This is a genomic window from Alsobacter sp. SYSU BS001988 (assembly GCF_054796215.1).
This window is the reverse complement of sequence record NZ_JBTAMK010000001.1, coordinates 916,037-930,528: the sequence shown is the minus strand read 5'-3', so window position 1 is coordinate 930,528 and position 14,492 is coordinate 916,037. Positions and strand designations below refer to the sequence as shown.

The 14,492-nt window shown below is 63.3% G+C and carries 10 protein-coding genes and 1 pseudogene; 4 read left to right on the top strand and 7 right to left on the bottom strand.

Annotation, left to right across the window (positions count from 1 at the left end; genetic code table 11):
- The first annotated feature begins 86 nt into the window (after positions 1-86).
- A complete protein-coding gene (locus tag ACYVO7_RS03965) occupies positions 87-326 on the top strand; it encodes an ABC transporter substrate binding protein (RefSeq protein ID WP_460448524.1) in 240 nt (79 codons plus the stop codon).
- A gap of 148 nt (positions 327-474) precedes the next feature.
- Here ACYVO7_RS03965 and ACYVO7_RS03960 read toward each other — a convergent pair whose 3' ends face one another.
- From ACYVO7_RS03960 to ACYVO7_RS03940, 5 genes are read right to left on the bottom strand one after another with little or no spacing between them, the layout of a single operon-like run.
- Complete coding sequence (locus ACYVO7_RS03960) at positions 475-1,599, bottom strand: adenylate/guanylate cyclase domain-containing protein (RefSeq protein WP_460448523.1); 1,125 nt, start codon at positions 1,597-1,599, stop codon at positions 475-477.
- Positions 1,600-1,615: 16 nt separating this feature from the next.
- Entirely contained in the window at positions 1,616-1,978 is a 363-nt protein-coding gene (locus ACYVO7_RS03955; RefSeq protein ID WP_460448522.1) for a response regulator, read from the bottom strand.
- Positions 1,978-4,449: an ATP-binding protein gene (locus tag ACYVO7_RS03950; protein ID WP_460448521.1), complete on the bottom strand. Its 2,472-nt coding sequence runs from the start codon at positions 4,447-4,449 to the stop codon at positions 1,978-1,980. The genes ACYVO7_RS03955 and ACYVO7_RS03950 overlap by 1 nt, the downstream gene beginning before the upstream one ends.
- A complete protein-coding gene (locus tag ACYVO7_RS03945) occupies positions 4,446-4,661 on the bottom strand; it encodes a hypothetical protein (RefSeq protein WP_460448520.1) in 216 nt (71 codons plus the stop codon). The genes ACYVO7_RS03950 and ACYVO7_RS03945 overlap by 4 nt, the downstream gene beginning before the upstream one ends.
- Positions 4,658-5,632 carry an ABC transporter substrate-binding protein gene (locus tag ACYVO7_RS03940; RefSeq protein ID WP_460448519.1) on the bottom strand — a complete coding sequence of 325 codons (975 nt, stop codon included), beginning with the start codon at positions 5,630-5,632 and terminating at the stop codon, positions 4,658-4,660. Before ACYVO7_RS03940 ends, ACYVO7_RS03945 begins: the two co-directional genes overlap by 4 nt.
- A 408-nt stretch (positions 5,633-6,040) precedes the next feature.
- On the opposite strand from ACYVO7_RS03940, the gene ACYVO7_RS03935 reads away from it, so the two are divergent.
- Together ACYVO7_RS03935 and ACYVO7_RS03930 are read left to right on the top strand one after the other, a co-directional pair.
- Complete coding sequence (locus tag ACYVO7_RS03935) at positions 6,041-6,904, top strand: ABC transporter substrate-binding protein (protein ID WP_460448518.1); 864 nt, start codon at positions 6,041-6,043, stop codon at positions 6,902-6,904.
- Positions 6,905-7,361: 457 nt separating this feature from the next.
- Positions 7,362-10,454 carry a cyclic nucleotide-binding domain-containing protein gene (locus ACYVO7_RS03930; protein ID WP_460448517.1) on the top strand — a complete coding sequence of 1,031 codons (3,093 nt, stop codon included), beginning with the start codon at positions 7,362-7,364 and terminating at the stop codon, positions 10,452-10,454.
- Between the two features lie 219 nt (positions 10,455-10,673).
- On the opposite strand, the pseudogene ACYVO7_RS03925 reads toward ACYVO7_RS03930, so the two are convergent.
- A pseudogene (locus ACYVO7_RS03925) lies at positions 10,674-11,644 on the bottom strand (ABC transporter substrate-binding protein).
- Between the two features lie 105 nt (positions 11,645-11,749).
- On the opposite strand from ACYVO7_RS03925, the gene ACYVO7_RS03920 reads away from it, so the two are divergent.
- Positions 11,750-12,502 carry an ABC transporter substrate-binding protein gene (locus tag ACYVO7_RS03920; RefSeq protein WP_460448516.1) on the top strand — a complete coding sequence of 251 codons (753 nt, stop codon included), beginning with the start codon at positions 11,750-11,752 and terminating at the stop codon, positions 12,500-12,502.
- 493 nt (positions 12,503-12,995) lie between these two features.
- Here ACYVO7_RS03920 and ACYVO7_RS03915 read toward each other — a convergent pair whose 3' ends face one another.
- Entirely contained in the window at positions 12,996-13,982 is a 987-nt protein-coding gene (locus ACYVO7_RS03915) for an ABC transporter substrate-binding protein (protein ID WP_460448515.1), read from the bottom strand.
- Positions 13,983-14,492: the final 510 nt, after the last annotated feature.

Here is a 14,492-nt window from a genome sequence, read left to right as displayed (position 1 = left end):
CCACCGTCATCCTGCCCGTGGCGGCAGCCTGACAGACTCGGCTCTGCCCGAGGACGCTGTGCCAGCCAGGCCAGCTACACCACTCCGTGGGACACGACCATTTCGCCGAGTCAGGGGGATTGATGTCGTACGGTGTCAGTGTTGATGACCTATATATTCGATCCGCTGGCTACATCGATCAAATACTTCGGGGTGCCTCTGTTAGTGAGATGCCCGTTCAGGCTCCGACCAAGTTCCAGTTCGTTATTAATATGAAATCAGCGAAAAAACTTGGCCTTGAGGTACCCTACTCGTTGATCGGGCAAGCAGATGAAATTATTGAATAGTGGTCGCGTGGCTAGGCGACCTCGCGCTTAGCGCGCGACCGAATTGCCTTACGCAGATTCCGAGTTCGACCGCGGAGCTAACAGCTCGGCATTGAGGTGCCACTAGCGGTTGTGGCCCGGGCCGACGAGGTCGTGGCACAGTCGCCCCTCAGGACGTCGGCACGTTGATGTCGACAACGTTGTAGGCGCGCAGCGCCCGGTGGAGGCCCTTCAGCGAAAGTTCGCCGGCGGGCTCCACTTCGGCGTGGCCTTCGATCGCGCCGAACACCTTGCCCTCGACGAGGATCTGGCCGTCGGCGGCCTCGCCGCAGAGGCGAGCGGCGACGTTCACCACCGTGCCGACCGCGGCGTAGTCGGAGCGACCCTCGAAGCCGATCTGGCCAAGCGTCGCGTATCCGTAGGCGACCCCCATGCCAAGGCCAAGCTCATGGCCTTGCCGACGCCAGCGGGCGAGCCGCTCCTGCACGGCGCGGCGCATGGCGACCGCGGCGCTGACGGCAACCAGCGATGGCTCGGGGCAGCACATGGGATCGTTGAAGATCACCATCAGGCCGTCTCCGGTGAAGCGCTCGATTGTGCCCTCGTGGGCATGGATGATCGGCCCGACCGCGGCGTGGTACTCGCGCAGAAAGGCCATCACCTCCTCCGGCTCGGCAAGCTCGGAAAAGGCGGTAAAGCCGCGCACGTCGCAGAAAAGGATCGCGACGTCGCGGCGATGGCTCCCGAGGACGCTTTCGTCGCCCTTCGCCAGCACCGCCTCGGCGATCTGGGGCGACAGGAAGCGGCGCAGCCGGCCAAGGCGCTCCAGGTCCGCGAGCTGCGCACGGACACGCTCCTCCAGCGTCCGGTTCCAATGGGCGAGTTCGCCCGCCTGGGTGCTGACGCGGTCGTGCAGCTCCTTAATGCGCAGCATCGACTTGACGCGCGCGACCAGGCTCATCTGGTCGATGGGTTTGGTCAGGTACTCCTCGGCGCCAGCTTCCAGCCCCGTGACGACGTCGCGGCTGTCGGCCTTGGCGGTCACGAGAATGATGGGCGTGAAGGGAAGGGAGGCGTCGGCTTTGAGGCGACGGCACACCTCGATGCCGTCGATTTTCGGCATCATGACGTCCAGCAGAATCAGGTCCGGGCGGTGCTCCGCAACTGCCTGGAGCGCCTCCTCGCCGTCAGCGGCCTGGAGCAGCTCGTAACCGTAGAGCCCGAGCCGGGTGACGAAGATGTCCCGGTTCGTCTCGTTGTCGTCGACGATGAGGATGCGCGGGGGATGGTGCATGGTCGTGGCGGGCCGCTCAGGGAAGGTACTGGCGCACCTTCGCCAGGAGCTGGCGCGGGCTGTAGGGCTTGGTGACGTAGTCGTCGCAGCCGGCGGCGCGGGCCTTGTCCTCGTCGCCGCTGAGCGCATAGGAGGTGACCACGATGATGGGCACACCCTGCATCTCGGGCATGGCCTTGATCTGTCGCGTCGTCTCGTAGCCGTCCATAATCGGCAGCTGGATGTCCATGAGGATGAGGTCGGGCCGGCGCTGCGCCACCGCCTCGAGCGCGTCGCGGCCATTCTCGGCCTCAGTGAGCTCGTACCCCGCGGCGCCCAACAGGTCGCGCAGGATCTGCCGGTTGTCGGGCTGGTCCTCGACCACGAGAATGTGCCGCATTACGCCCCCTCGCCCGGTTCAATTGTCCGCAAAGGTGTCTGCACGAAAAACGTGGCGCCGGCTCCCAGGGCTGACTCCACCCAGAGCCGGCCGCCATGCATCTCGACGATCCGGCGTGCAATCGCGAGGCCAAGCCCGGTCCCGCCCTTTTCCTTGGTGGTCGAGGAATCGGCCTGCTGGAACTCCTCGAAAATCTTGGCCTGGTCCGCCTCGGCAATGCCGGGCCCGGTGTCCCGCACCGACAGGAGAAGATGGTCGGCTTGCGCCGATGCGGTGATGACGACCTCTCCCTCGGCTGTGAACTTGATGGCATTGCCGACGAGGTTCAGCAACACCTGATTGAGGCGGCGCTCGTCGCCATGGGCCACCCCGATGTCCGATGCCATCTCCACCTTCAGCGCGATGCCCTTGGCCGCGGCCAGCGACTCGACGGCGCTGAACACGTGGTAGATGAGTTCCTTCACGGAATAAACGCCAAGGCTGAGCTGGAGCTGGCCGGCCTCGATCTTGGAGAGGTCTAGGACGTCGTTGATCAAGCCCAGGAGATGGTGACCGTTGGTCTGCACCCGGTCCAGCGTCGAACGGACCTTGTCGGGGATTGGGCCATAGATGTCGTCCAGAATCAACTCAGTATAGCCCAGGATTGCGTTGAGAGGCGTGCGCAGCTCGTGGCTCATATTGGCCAGGAACTGCGACTTGTGCTGGCTCGCAAGCCGCAGCTGCTCGGACTGCTCGGAGAGGAGCCGGGTCCGCTCGTGCAGGCTCTCGACAAGCCGGGCGTTCTCGACGGCGATCAGCGCTTGGTCGGCGAAGGTCTGGCTGACCTCGATCTGCCGCTCAGTGAACGGCTCTGCCCGGCGGCGAATCAGCACCAGAATGCCTTCCACGGTATGGTTGCGGAGCAGCGGCACGCCGAGTAGCGCGCGGGCGTTGCCTTCGGCGTAGGCCTCGCTTCCCGGGAAGCTGTACTCCGGGTCCGCCCAGCGGTCGGGGATGTGAACCGTCGCGCTGGACCGAATGACCCGCGGCACGATCGTCTGGTGGGCGGCCTCGGGCGGATGGGCCTTGAGGAAATCCAGGAACTCCTTCGAGCAATTGGAGGTCGCCTTCGCGTGGTAATGCTCGCCCTCGCGCAGGAAGATGAGCCCATGGTCGGCCAGACAGAGCTGTGTCGCAGATTCCGTCAGCGTGTCGAAGACGGACTGCAACTCGAAGGCCGAGCGGCTGATCACCTTCAACACGTCGGCGGTCGCGGTCTGCTGCTGCAAGGCGAGGTCGAGCTCGCGGGTGCGCTCCCCCACCTTCCGCTCGAGGTCGGCATAGCTCTCCCCGAGCCGGTGGGCCATTTCGTTGAACTGGTCGGCCAGCGACTGAAGCTCATCGCCCGTTGTTACCGCAATGCGCTGGCCGAGATCGCCGCCGCCGATGCGCACGGCACCTTCCTGGAGAACGCGGATCGGCGCGGCCATGCGTCGGGCGAGCCAGGCTCCCGCGGCTCCGGCGAGCACCACGCCGAGCAACATCAGGGCTAATGTCTGGTAGAGCGCCTTCCAAACCGGCGCCATCGCCTCCTTGCGCGGCAGGTCAACGAAGACGATCCACCCGAGTCGCGGCACGACCGCGTAGGCTGAGAGTTCCCCGGCCCCGCCGACGCCAGCGCCGTCGGTCACCTGCGGCTTGTCAGCAGTGCCTTGGGCCAGGGCGGTCACGGCGGCCCGGACCTGGGGCAGCCGCGACATATCGGTGTCGCGCAGGACGAGGCTCATGTCCGGATGGGCGATCAGGCGGCCGCGCTGGTCGGTAACGAAGGCGTAGCCGGTCTGGCCGACGCGAATGGAAGTGATAACGTCCCAAGCTAGCTTGAGGTTGACGTCGGCGATCGTAGCGCCGGCATTGCGCCCGGCATGTAACGCCCCCAAGGCCATGTAAGGCTCGGACCCCCGTCGGAAGGTCACCGGCCCGTACCAGAGGCGGTCGCGCATCGTGCCGACGACCCGCGGATCGCCCGACAGGTCGAGCCCGGACCCGATCACGTCGGGCTCGAGGCGGGACAGCTTGAGCTGCTCCCGACCCCGAGCGTCGACCTGGATCAACTCGGTAATTGCAGGAGCCTGGCGTAGCAGCCGGATGAAGTCGTAGCGGCGCTGCTCGACCGAGACGCGAGCCCACTCTGCGCGCGTCGTCCAGCCGATCTGTCGCTCGATTTCGCCGATGAATTGGGCCACGCGCTCGGAGGCAGCATCGGCCTTCTCCTGCTGAACACGCACGGCGTTGTCCTGCGCCTCACGCCAGGAGAGCGCCATATCGATGACGCCGTTCACGACGAGGACGGCAGACACCAAGCCGAGGAAGGCTAGGGCGAACTTCGGCGCAAGAGAGAGCCTGCGGCGCAGCGGCCGCAGCGGTTCGGACCGCCCAAGGGGCGGCGGGGCGGCCGGCGTGGTGCGGTGCTCGACGGGCAGCGCCGTCATTCGATGGCCTCGTCTGAGCGTGGAAGCTCGATACCGCGAAAGTGGATCCCTAGCCCGAGGGCGCGTGACGCCTCGCTGAGGCTGAAGACAGGCCGGACGGCGGCCGACCGGACACCCGCCTGCGCGGCAGAGCGCGAAGCGTTCTGAGCCATTTCGGCTATCTCGATCACGGCAGCCAGGGGTGTTATGCCGATGCGCTGGACAATAATCATTCCAGGATCTCGTCGGCGCGGGCGATGAGAGAGAGCGGCAGGTTCAACCCGATGGCCTGGGCCGTCCGCTGGTTCACGACGAGTTCCAGCGTGGTTATCTGCTGAAAGGGCACGTCGGCCGGCTTTTCGCCCCTGAGTATACGGGCCACGGTGCGCCCGACCTCTCGCGAGGCGGCAGGCACGCTTCCCCCATAGCTGATCAGCCCGCCCGCGACTGCGAACTCCCGATAGGCCGAGACCGAGACGAGGCGATTCGCGTTCGACGCCGCGGCAATCTTGTCGTTGCGGCTGTTGAAGAAGGTGTCGGCGCCGATCAGCAGTCCGCGCGCACCGGCTCCGGCGAGTTCGGCGAAGGCGGCGGTGATCTCCGCGTCAGTGCTGGCGCGCACGAGCTTTGGCACGAAGCCGTGGTGACGTGCTGCCTCCGGCACGGCAACAGATTGCCGATCCGCCAACAGCGGGTTGGTTGGATTGACGAGGATCCCGACGACGGCGCCGATGGGCAGCACCTCGCGCATCAACTCGAGCTGCTTGGGGCCGATCTCGCCGCCCAGGGTCGTCCATCCCGTGACGTTTCCGCCTGGCCGGCCGAGGCTTTCGACGAGGCCCAACGCCGCGGGATCGCCGGCGAGCCGGACGACGACGGGCGTGGTCCCTGCGACCCGCTTGGCGATGACCGCCGACTGAGTGTTGCCGAGAGTGACGAGCACGTCGACCTTGGCCGCGATCAGCTCCTTCGCGAGGCTCTCGAGCCGGGCGTTGTTGCCATGGGCCCATCGGTACTGGATGGTCACTCGGAGGCCTTCGGGCACGCCAGCGTCGGCGAGGCCCGCCAGGAACGCGTCGGTGCGCGACTTCCAAGCTTCGGGGGATTCGCTCCCCAGAAACCCGACGACCGGAAGGCCTTGGGCACGGGCTGGCGATGCCACAGCTGCCACAAGGAGACTGAGGATCGCGTCTCGACGCCGCATGCATTGCTCCGGTTGACGTCACAACAGTATAGCGAGGTTCAGCTTGGCCGATACCCGCACTGTGCACGCCGAAAGGCCGCAGAGGCGAACCCAACGCGCGCAGCCTGGAGGGTCGCGCAGCGCCGCTAATGAGACGTGACGGGACCGAGTGGGTCTTTTCTGGTTTCAGTGAATAGGGTACCTATTGATTAAATGTCCTTGGCCCGTCTCTGCGGCAAGGTCACTCCAGCAGAACGCAGGAAGGCGATGGGATCGCATCACGATGAAACTCGTCGACGGTCGTTACGCCGACCTTTCCTGAGCTTGCTGGCGGCTGTTGTCTGTGTCTCAGCAGCGACTCTGTCCCATGCGGACCAGACCAAGCGACTTGGCCGTCTGTTATTGACGGATCCTTGCCCCCAAGACGACATGTTCGGCGACGACGACGCCCTCACAAAGGCGCTGACGCAGCTGGGATGGGTTCAGGCAAAAAGTATTCAGGTCGTTTGCGCATCCGCCGAAGGGCGGCTCTCCGCTCTCCCAGACGCCGCAGCCCGTCTCGTGGCCCAGCGGCCGGACGTGCTTGTCACCCAGAGCAGCCCTGGTATTCGGGCCCTGTTGGCGACAAAGTCGCCCATCCCCATCGTGATGTCCTCGCCGGATCCGGTCGGCGAAGGATTTGTCACTTCTCTCGCCTCTCCTGGAGGACGCCTAACCGGCGTTGCCGACCTCAGTCTCGAATTGGCCAGCAAACGGATCCAGCTGCTCAAAGATTTAGACCCCGATTTTCGGAAGATCGCCGTCCTTTATCGCGCTGGCGGCGACGCTACCTTTCTAGCGCGCCTGACGGGCCAACTCGATGAAGCAGCGCGGATTCAAGGAGTGGCTTGGACCGTCTACTATCACCAGACCGAACCCGAGAATATCGATTCAGTGTTTCAGACTGTAAAGAACGCCGGTTTCAACTATCTTTACGTTGTTGCCACGACTTTCTCAATTGGACATCGAAAGCTGATCGGCGAAATGGGCGTGAAACATGGGCTGCGATTGCTCGCGGAACATCCTCAATTCGCCATTGACGGTGCACTCCTCAGCTACGGCGTGCAGAACGATTCGGTTCAGCAGGCGATGTCGACGCAGGTGGATGCTGTCCTGCGGGGAGCAAAGCCCGAAGACCTCCCGATTATGCGGGTGACAAAGCTCCACCTGGTCATCAATGGCAGGACGGCCCGAGAATTGGGGGTAGAGGTGCCCCTCTCGTTGATGGCCCGTGCTGACGACATTGTTGAATAGCCGTCGAACCCCGGTTTGTGCAGCGTGCAATTCCGACGTCATGCCGGACCGCGCCTTCGTCGAGATAAGAACCGGCTGAGACCTTCGCAACCGGATAGATTGCTTTCCTCTGACCGACCTGCCCTAACGGGCCGATCGACAAAAACTGGCGGATCGCTGAATTTTCGAACGGCGCGGCATGTAGAGATTACTATCAGGGTAGGCTTGTCGCCTTGGCCGACTAGATCTCACACAATTTGTACGGGAAAGTCACATGAGCCGCCTTCGGCTACGGCTATCTCTCCCGCCTGAGCATGTCGACTTGCGTTTCTAAACAGCTTAGAAAAGATCCAACTTTTTGGTACTTGCGCGTTGAGTAATCGGCACTCAAACAGAGGCGCGAGCCACGCAAAATGGGCCCACCTACTTGATGAGCACCCCCATTGCGACGTTCCGCACTCGTTTGGCCGAGCAAGCCGTGGCGCAGCCGCAGCCCTCGTTCCGCGACGCCGCGGGCCGCACCGAGAGGCTGTTCGAGTATATCTGGCGGCGCAGCCGGGCTGAACAAGTTCGCGTGCTCCTGGTGGTGCTGGCCTCGCTGCCCTTCTATTACGCGTCGCTGGACATTCCCAAGCAGATCGTCAGCAACGCCATCCAGGGCCGCGCCTTCGCCGGGCGCGCGACCGCGCCGCTGTTTCGCATCGTCGCGCCCTGGAACGGGGCGGTCCTGTTCGAGGGCTTCGAGCTGGACCGCACCGGCTACCTGTTCGCGCTCAGCGCCGTGTTCCTGCTCCTCGTGCTCATCAACGGCGCGTTCAAATACGTGATCAACATGCGCAAGGGCGCGCTGGGGGAGCGCGTTCTTCAGTCGCTGCGCTTCGAGCTCTTCAGCGCACTGGTGGCGGGCGGGGCCGACGACGGGCGCCGCATGAAGGCGTCGGAGGCCGCCACCATCATCAAGGACGAGGTGGAGCCTATCGGCGGATTCGTGGGCGACGCGTTCATCCAGCCGCTATTCCTGGGAGGCCAGGCCCTTACCGCTCTGGGGTTTATCTTCGTCCAGAACCTTGCCCTGGGCGTCTGCGCCGCGACGCTCGTGGCCGTGCAGGCGCTCATCATTCCGCGGATGCGGCGCGAGCAGCTGCGGCTCAGCCGGCTGCGGCAGCTGAAGTCGCGCGCCCTGGCCGGCAGCATCGGCGAGGTCGTGGAGGGGCTCGACGAAGTGCGCAACCACGGCGCCGCCTCGTTCGAGATGGACCGCATCGCGACCCGTCTCGAGGATCTGTTCCTCATCCGCTACCAGCTGTACGGGCGCAAATTTGCGGCCAAGTTCGCCAATGGCCTGCTGGCGCAGCTCACCCCTTTCTTGTTCTACTCGCTCGGCGGCTACTTCGCGCTGCGGGGCGACCTGGCCATCGGCCAGCTCGTGGCGGTGATCGCGGCCTATCGCGACTTGCCGCCGCCCGTGAAGGAGCTGATCGACTGGGACCAGCAGCGTCTGGATGTGGAAGTAAAGTTCCAGCAGGTGCTGGAACAATTCTCGGCGGCGCCGGTGCGGTTTGCCCCGGTCGCGTGGCCCGTTCCCCCCGACCTCTCGGCCGGCTCCATTACGGTGCGGGGCGTCACTTTCGACATGTCGGGCGGCGATAGGAGCTTGGACGGGGTCACCCTTGAGCTGCCACTTGGCGCTGAGGTGGCGCTCTGTGGCCCCCCGGAGGCGGCCAGCGCCTTGGCGCGGGTGATTGCCGGCCGGATCCCTCCGGCATCCGGGAGTGTCAGCGTCGCGGGCCACCCTCTAGAGGATTTGGGTACCGACCTGCTGGGTCGCGCCTTCGCATATGCCGGGCAGGACACGGCGATTTTTGAGGGCTCCATTCGCGACAACCTGATCTATGCGCTACGGCGGCGGCCCGTAGAGCGCCAGCCGCAGGCCGAGTGGCTCGACTACGCCGCCGCCGGGGTGGAGGGCCCCGGCGCCATCGACGCGGCGATCCGGGTCGTTCTAAGGGCCGTGGACTTCGAGGGCGACGTGCGGCGGCTGGCGCTGGGCGCGCGCGTTGACGACGCGGCCACGCCGGAGCTCGCGGCCCGGGTCGTCGCGGCCCGCCCCCTGGTGGCCGAGCAGTTACGCCGCAGCGGGGCCGGCGACCTGATTGAGCGCTTCGACGGCGGGCGCTACTGCGACCACCTGACCATCCGCGAGAACCTGCTGTTCGGCCCGCCGCCCGGCGGCGGCGAGCTGACGCCGGAGCTGCTGGTCGCCCTCACCGGCGCGCTGGAGCGCCTGCGCCTGCGCGATGGCCTGGAGGAGGTGGGGCTCGGGCTCGCCTCCACGCTGGTCGAGGTCTTCGCGGGCCTCGGGCCCGACAGCCTGCTGTTCCAGCGCTTTTCGTTCGTTTCCGCCGCCGCGCTCGACGAGTACCGCCGGGGCATCGCCAGGGCCCGGTCGGGCCGCCGCACGCAGGAGGACCGGCTGGCGCAGCTGCGCCTCGCGCTGCGCTACGCCGAGCCGCAGCATCGCCTGGGCCTGCTCGGGGACGAGTTGAAGGCCCGGATCTTGGCGGCGCGGCCTGCCATGGCCGAGGCGGCCGCCGCCAGCGGCTTTCCGGTGACGCCCTATGATCCGCACGCCTATTCGCGCGGCTCCAGCATCCGCGACAACCTGCTTTTCGGCCGCGTCGTCTCCGAAGCGCCCTCCGCCGAGGAGCGCCTCTCCGCCGCCGTCGACGCGGCGCTGGCCGAGAGCGGCCTCGACATCGCCATCCTGGCGGTCGGCCTCGATCAGCCAATCGGGCATGGCGGCCGCAAGCTCTACCCGCCGCAGCGGGCGGCGCTGTCCCTGGCGCGCTGCCTCCTGAAACGCCCCTGGGTGCTGGTGATCGACGGCGCGCTCTCCGCGTTCGGGGAGGCCCAGGGCGCCCGCATCCTGTCCAGCGTGCGCGAGGTCATGCGGGGCCGCACGCTCGTGGTCTCCTTTGGCCGAGGCGCGGACCCGCATGCGGCCGGGTTCGAGCATGTGGTGGAGCTGCGGGCCGGGCGCGCCAAGGTGCGCACGGGCGCGGCCGGCCCGCAGCCGGCGGAGCCGCCCGCCCTGGACGCGCTGTCGGAGGAGGTGCGCGCGCTGCGCGCCGTGCCGCTGCTCGCCTCGCTGGAGACGGCGCGGCTGAAGCTCCTCGCCTTCACGGGCCAGCGCGTCGCCTTCGCGCCGCGGGACGTGCTGATGCGCCAGGGCGACGAGGCGCACGACGCGCTCGTCATCCTGTCGGGCCAGGCCGAGGTCACCATCGCGGGCGAAGGCGGCCCCATGTCGCTCGGGCTTACCGAGCCGAATGCCATCGTGGGCGAGATGGGTTCGCTCACGCGCTCGCGGCGGCTCGCCACCGTGGTGGCGGTGAGCCCGATCCGGGCGCTCAAGATACGCCGCGACGTGCTTCTCGAACTGGTGTTGGAATATCCCGAATTCGGCCTGAAGCTGCTCCAAGCGCAGGTCGCCCGCGCGGCCCAGGCCGAATCGCTGCTGGTGCGGGCGACCCATGATAAACTCGCAGAGGGTCAGAACGGTCTCTGGTGATGAACGAGGCCATTCAGAGGGGGCAAGGTCATGAGCCTGCCCAAAAGGCGCCAATCAGACGGCCGATGACCTGATCCTCGCTTGCCCGCCCCCCAGGATCGTTGGATCAGTGCGCGGCGAGCTCGCTAAGCCTCAAGGAAGATCGGGTAGCGGAAACATGGTGCGCCTTCGGGTACAACAGTCTAGATATCACCCAGCCAAGCTAGAAAGTGATCCTAATTACTCAATCGTATCTTCCGCGATTGCAAGAAGTTCCATCGGTATATCGATGCCAAGTTCATTAGCGGTTCTCTGATTTATTGCTAGTTCGAATCGAGTAGACTGAAAGACAGGAAGATCAATCGGCTTGGCGCCTTTTAGAATTTGGGCCACGTAAAATCCAGCGTGGCGGTATGATGCAATGTAGCTGGCGCCGTAACTTATCAGACCGCCAGCGACTACGAGATCTCGCGACGCGCTGATCAGTGGCAAATGGTGGTTTTTAGCAAGCGCCGCGATCCGCCATCGCTCGGTGTTGAAGAACGGATCCCCTGGTACCAGAACTGCATCGGCACGGCTTGCTTTCATAGCTTCGAAAGCCGCCTCAATGTCACTGGTGCGCTGAGCTCTACAAAAAGCGCCAGCCCCATGTTTTCTGTGGTTCGAGTTGCATCAGAAATTTCCTGGATTGTGCTCGGATTGTTTGGATTTACAAGTAGCGCAACTGACGTCAATCCAGGTACGAGTTGCTTTATAATCCCAAGCCTCTTGGATACCAACGAATGAGCCAGGCGGGTCACGCCGGTAACGTTACCGATAGGACGGTTCAAAGCCGGAACAAGTCCTAGTGCCACTGGATCCGAACTGCCCGTGAACACAATAGGTATTTCTGATGTCTCCCGCTTCGCTACAAGCGCCTCGTTTGTTCCACTCGTGAATATCACATCGACGGGTTTTGTTGCCAGCTCGTGAGCGCACGCGTTAACCAAATGCAAATCGCCTTGTGTCCAGCAATAATTAACGGAATAGTCTCTTCCCTCAATCAGTCCTGCGTCTCGGAGCCCCTCACGCCAAGCGGCAAGGTAGGATCCATAACTCGTGGGAGATCCTGAAATTACACCGATTTTCCGAATGCCATTGCTTTCTGCCTCCGAGATGATAGGACAAATAATACAAAATATAAATGCAATGATCAATTGCAGTCCAGCCATCAGTTGCACTCGCGTGGGCGGCGGATACCTGACATACATCCGTTGATATCCTGGGCGAGAGCCCGAACTCGGTCAAGCGCGAGGTGCTCCTCGGCGTCAGCCGGAGTGCACTCGGCAGCCCGCCTCATTGACCAACTGCCCGACCGGCTCGTCACTCAGAGCAGCCCGGGTATTCGGGCCCTGTTGGCGACAAAGTCGCCCATCCCCATCGTGATGTCCTCACCGGATCCGGTCGGCGAAGGCTTTGTCACTTCACTCTCCTCTCCTGGAGGGCGTCTGACCGGCGTCGCCGACCTCAGTCTCGAATTGGCCAGCAAACGTATCCAGCTGCTCAAAGATTTAGATCCCGGCTTCCAGAAAATCGCAGTTCTTTATTGCGCCGGCGGCGATGCTACGTTTCTGGCGCGCCTGACGGGCCAGCTAGATGAAGCAGCGCGGAGCCAAGGAGTGGCTTGGGCCGTTTACAATCACCAAACCGATCCCGAACATATTGATTCAATGTTTCAGTCTGTAAAGAACGACGACTTCAACTTTCTTTACGTTGTTGCCACGCCGTTCTCAATTGGGCATCGAAAGCTGATAGGCGAAATGGGCGTTAAACATGGGCTGCAATTGCTCGCGGAACATACTCAATTCGCTAGTGACGGTGCACTCCTCAGCTACGGCGTGCAGAACGACTTGGTTCAGCAGGCGATGTCGGCGCAGGTCGATGCTGTCCTTCGGGGAGCAAAGCCCGAAGACCTTCCGATAATGCGGCTGACGAAGCTCCACCTGGTCATCAACGCCAGAACGGCCCGTGAATTGGGCGTAGAACTGCCTCTCTCATTGACGGCCCGTGCTGCCGACGTCATTGAATAGCCGTCGATCCGGTGTGTGCACGGTGCAAATCTGACCGTCATACCGGGACCGGATTCTCTCTGACCTGTCCTAACGGCCCGACCGACGCTCACCGACGGATCGCTGTGATGGAAGACTGTCTTCGGCCGTTGGCGGAACCGGAAGGCACGCCAGCGTTCTTGGGAGGGCGGCAGGAATATTGCCGAGGCCGGCAGCTTGTGCGGCGGCCGAGGGGCTCGACTACGCCGCCGCCGGGGTGGACGGCCCCGGCGCCATCGACCCGTCGATCCAGCTCGCCCTTTGGGCCGTGGACTTCGAGGGCGACGTACGGCGGCTGGCGCTGGGGCGCGCGCATCGACAACGCCGCGCCCCAGCCAGACGGTCCAACAACGGGGAGCAGCTCAATCCCAGCCGATGTGGACATCAGCATGAGGACGCGGGGGCCCGCAAGGAGCAAGGAACTTTATGGGCTCCCTCGCCGCCGACGTCATGAAGAACACCAAGGATAAAATCTTTATTCGACGATATCGTCCGCGCGGGCGAGAACCGATGGCGGAATAGCCATCCCCATCGCTTCGGCGGTCTTGATATTGATTCCCAGTTCGAACTTGCTTGGTAGCTCAATTGGGATTTCGCTGGGCCTCTCTCCATGGAGGATTCGGTGCATAACCTCAGCCGTACGTGGCCAGAAGTCGTCGATAGCGATCCCGTATGAAACGAGACCTCCGTCCTTAACGTAGTAGCTCGCAGGATATACGACCGGCACCTTCAACCGGTTAGCATCTTTGATCAGTGTGTAGCGGTTCAGCCGCATAAACACGTCTGAGAGTACGCAAGCGCCAAACCGCCTATCTTGGCCTGCATCTTCAATTACTTGAGTCATTTCCTCCACGTTCCTCACTGGGGCGGGAACCAAATGCACCTGCATTGAATTTGCCGCCCGTTCCATATGACTTAAGTATTCTTGGGCCACGGGCTGTGTAGACGGATTATACAAAGCATAAAGCGAGGATAGATCCGGCGATAGCTCCTTGAGCAGCTGTGGAGCCTTGCCGCTCACTGAATAGTCTAAATCTATAAAGCCCGTCGCATTTCCACCAGGCCTCCTGATACTCTGGACAAAGCCATTGGCAACCGGGTCAGTGACCCCGATGAACACAAAGGGCACAGTCTGTGTCTGCTTCAAAAACGCGGTCGTTACAGGAGTGCTCCCACCGCCAACCACCTCGCAGCCAGCTTCAAGGACATCACGGATGTTCTGGTCACGGAAGTCCGGGTTGCCCGTGTTCCACCGATAAATCAAATCAAGGTTTTCACCTTTTCTCCAGCCTAGCTTGCGCAACTTATCTTCGAAAAGGGCTAAGCGACGGGGAACCTCAGAGCTGTCCTTCGGAGAGGTCCAAAGGAAACCGATTTTGCGAATCCGAGGCGGTTGCGCTTTTGCTTGACCAAGAAGGACCGGAATAGCCCCAAGAATCGCTAAGACCTTCCGACGTCTCATTTCAAAACCTCATCTGCTCGGGTCATGTGCCACACACCGATGGTTTGATGTTGTTAGCGGTGGGACCTTGGCTGCGCGATATTCCGCCTAGTGCCGTTTTGACCTGCCACCGAATTGTCATCCAGCGGCGATTAGAGCCTCGGCGGGTTTTACGCCGTGTGGCGCGGTGAGAGCAACGGGCGATCGGCGGAGCTGGTCGGGGTGGTGGCGGTGAGCCCCATGCGGGCACCTAAGATCCGCCGCGACGTGCTGCTCAACTGGTGTTGGAATATCCCGAATCGGCCTGAAGCTGCTACAGGCGGAGATCGCCCGCACGGCCCGGCCGAATTGCTGCTGATGCGAACCACATGGCCTGGTCAAAGTTTGATCGATCGCGTATTTTTGGCGAAGGCGAAGGATTAGTCGACCATGTTATAATGGGTCGGCATAGAGGGCAAATTTGGCGAGACAGTGCACACTTAGTTGGCCGCGCCTAGCCACGGACTCGAGGGAATGCGGCTCGGAAAAAGT

Excerpts from the sequence above, each read along its gene's own strand:
- ACYVO7_RS03960 (WP_460448523.1), bottom strand. The coding sequence starts at position 1,599 with ATGCACCATCCCCCGCGCATCCTCATCGTCGACGACAACGAGACGAAC.
- ACYVO7_RS03955 (WP_460448522.1), bottom strand. The coding sequence starts at position 1,978 with ATGCGGCACATTCTCGTGGTCGAGGACCAGCCCGACAACCGGCAGATC.
- ACYVO7_RS03950 (WP_460448521.1), bottom strand. The coding sequence starts at position 4,449 with ATGACGGCGCTGCCCGTCGAGCACCGCACCACGCCGGCCGCCCCGCCG.
- ACYVO7_RS03945 (WP_460448520.1), bottom strand. The coding sequence starts at position 4,661 with ATGATTATTGTCCAGCGCATCGGCATAACACCCCTGGCTGCCGTGATC.
- ACYVO7_RS03940 (WP_460448519.1), bottom strand. The coding sequence starts at position 5,632 with ATGCGGCGTCGAGACGCGATCCTCAGTCTCCTTGTGGCAGCTGTGGCA.
- ACYVO7_RS03935 (WP_460448518.1), top strand. The coding sequence starts at position 6,041 with ATGTTCGGCGACGACGACGCCCTCACAAAGGCGCTGACGCAGCTGGGA.
- ACYVO7_RS03915 (WP_460448515.1), bottom strand. The coding sequence starts at position 13,982 with ATGAGACGTCGGAAGGTCTTAGCGATTCTTGGGGCTATTCCGGTCCTT.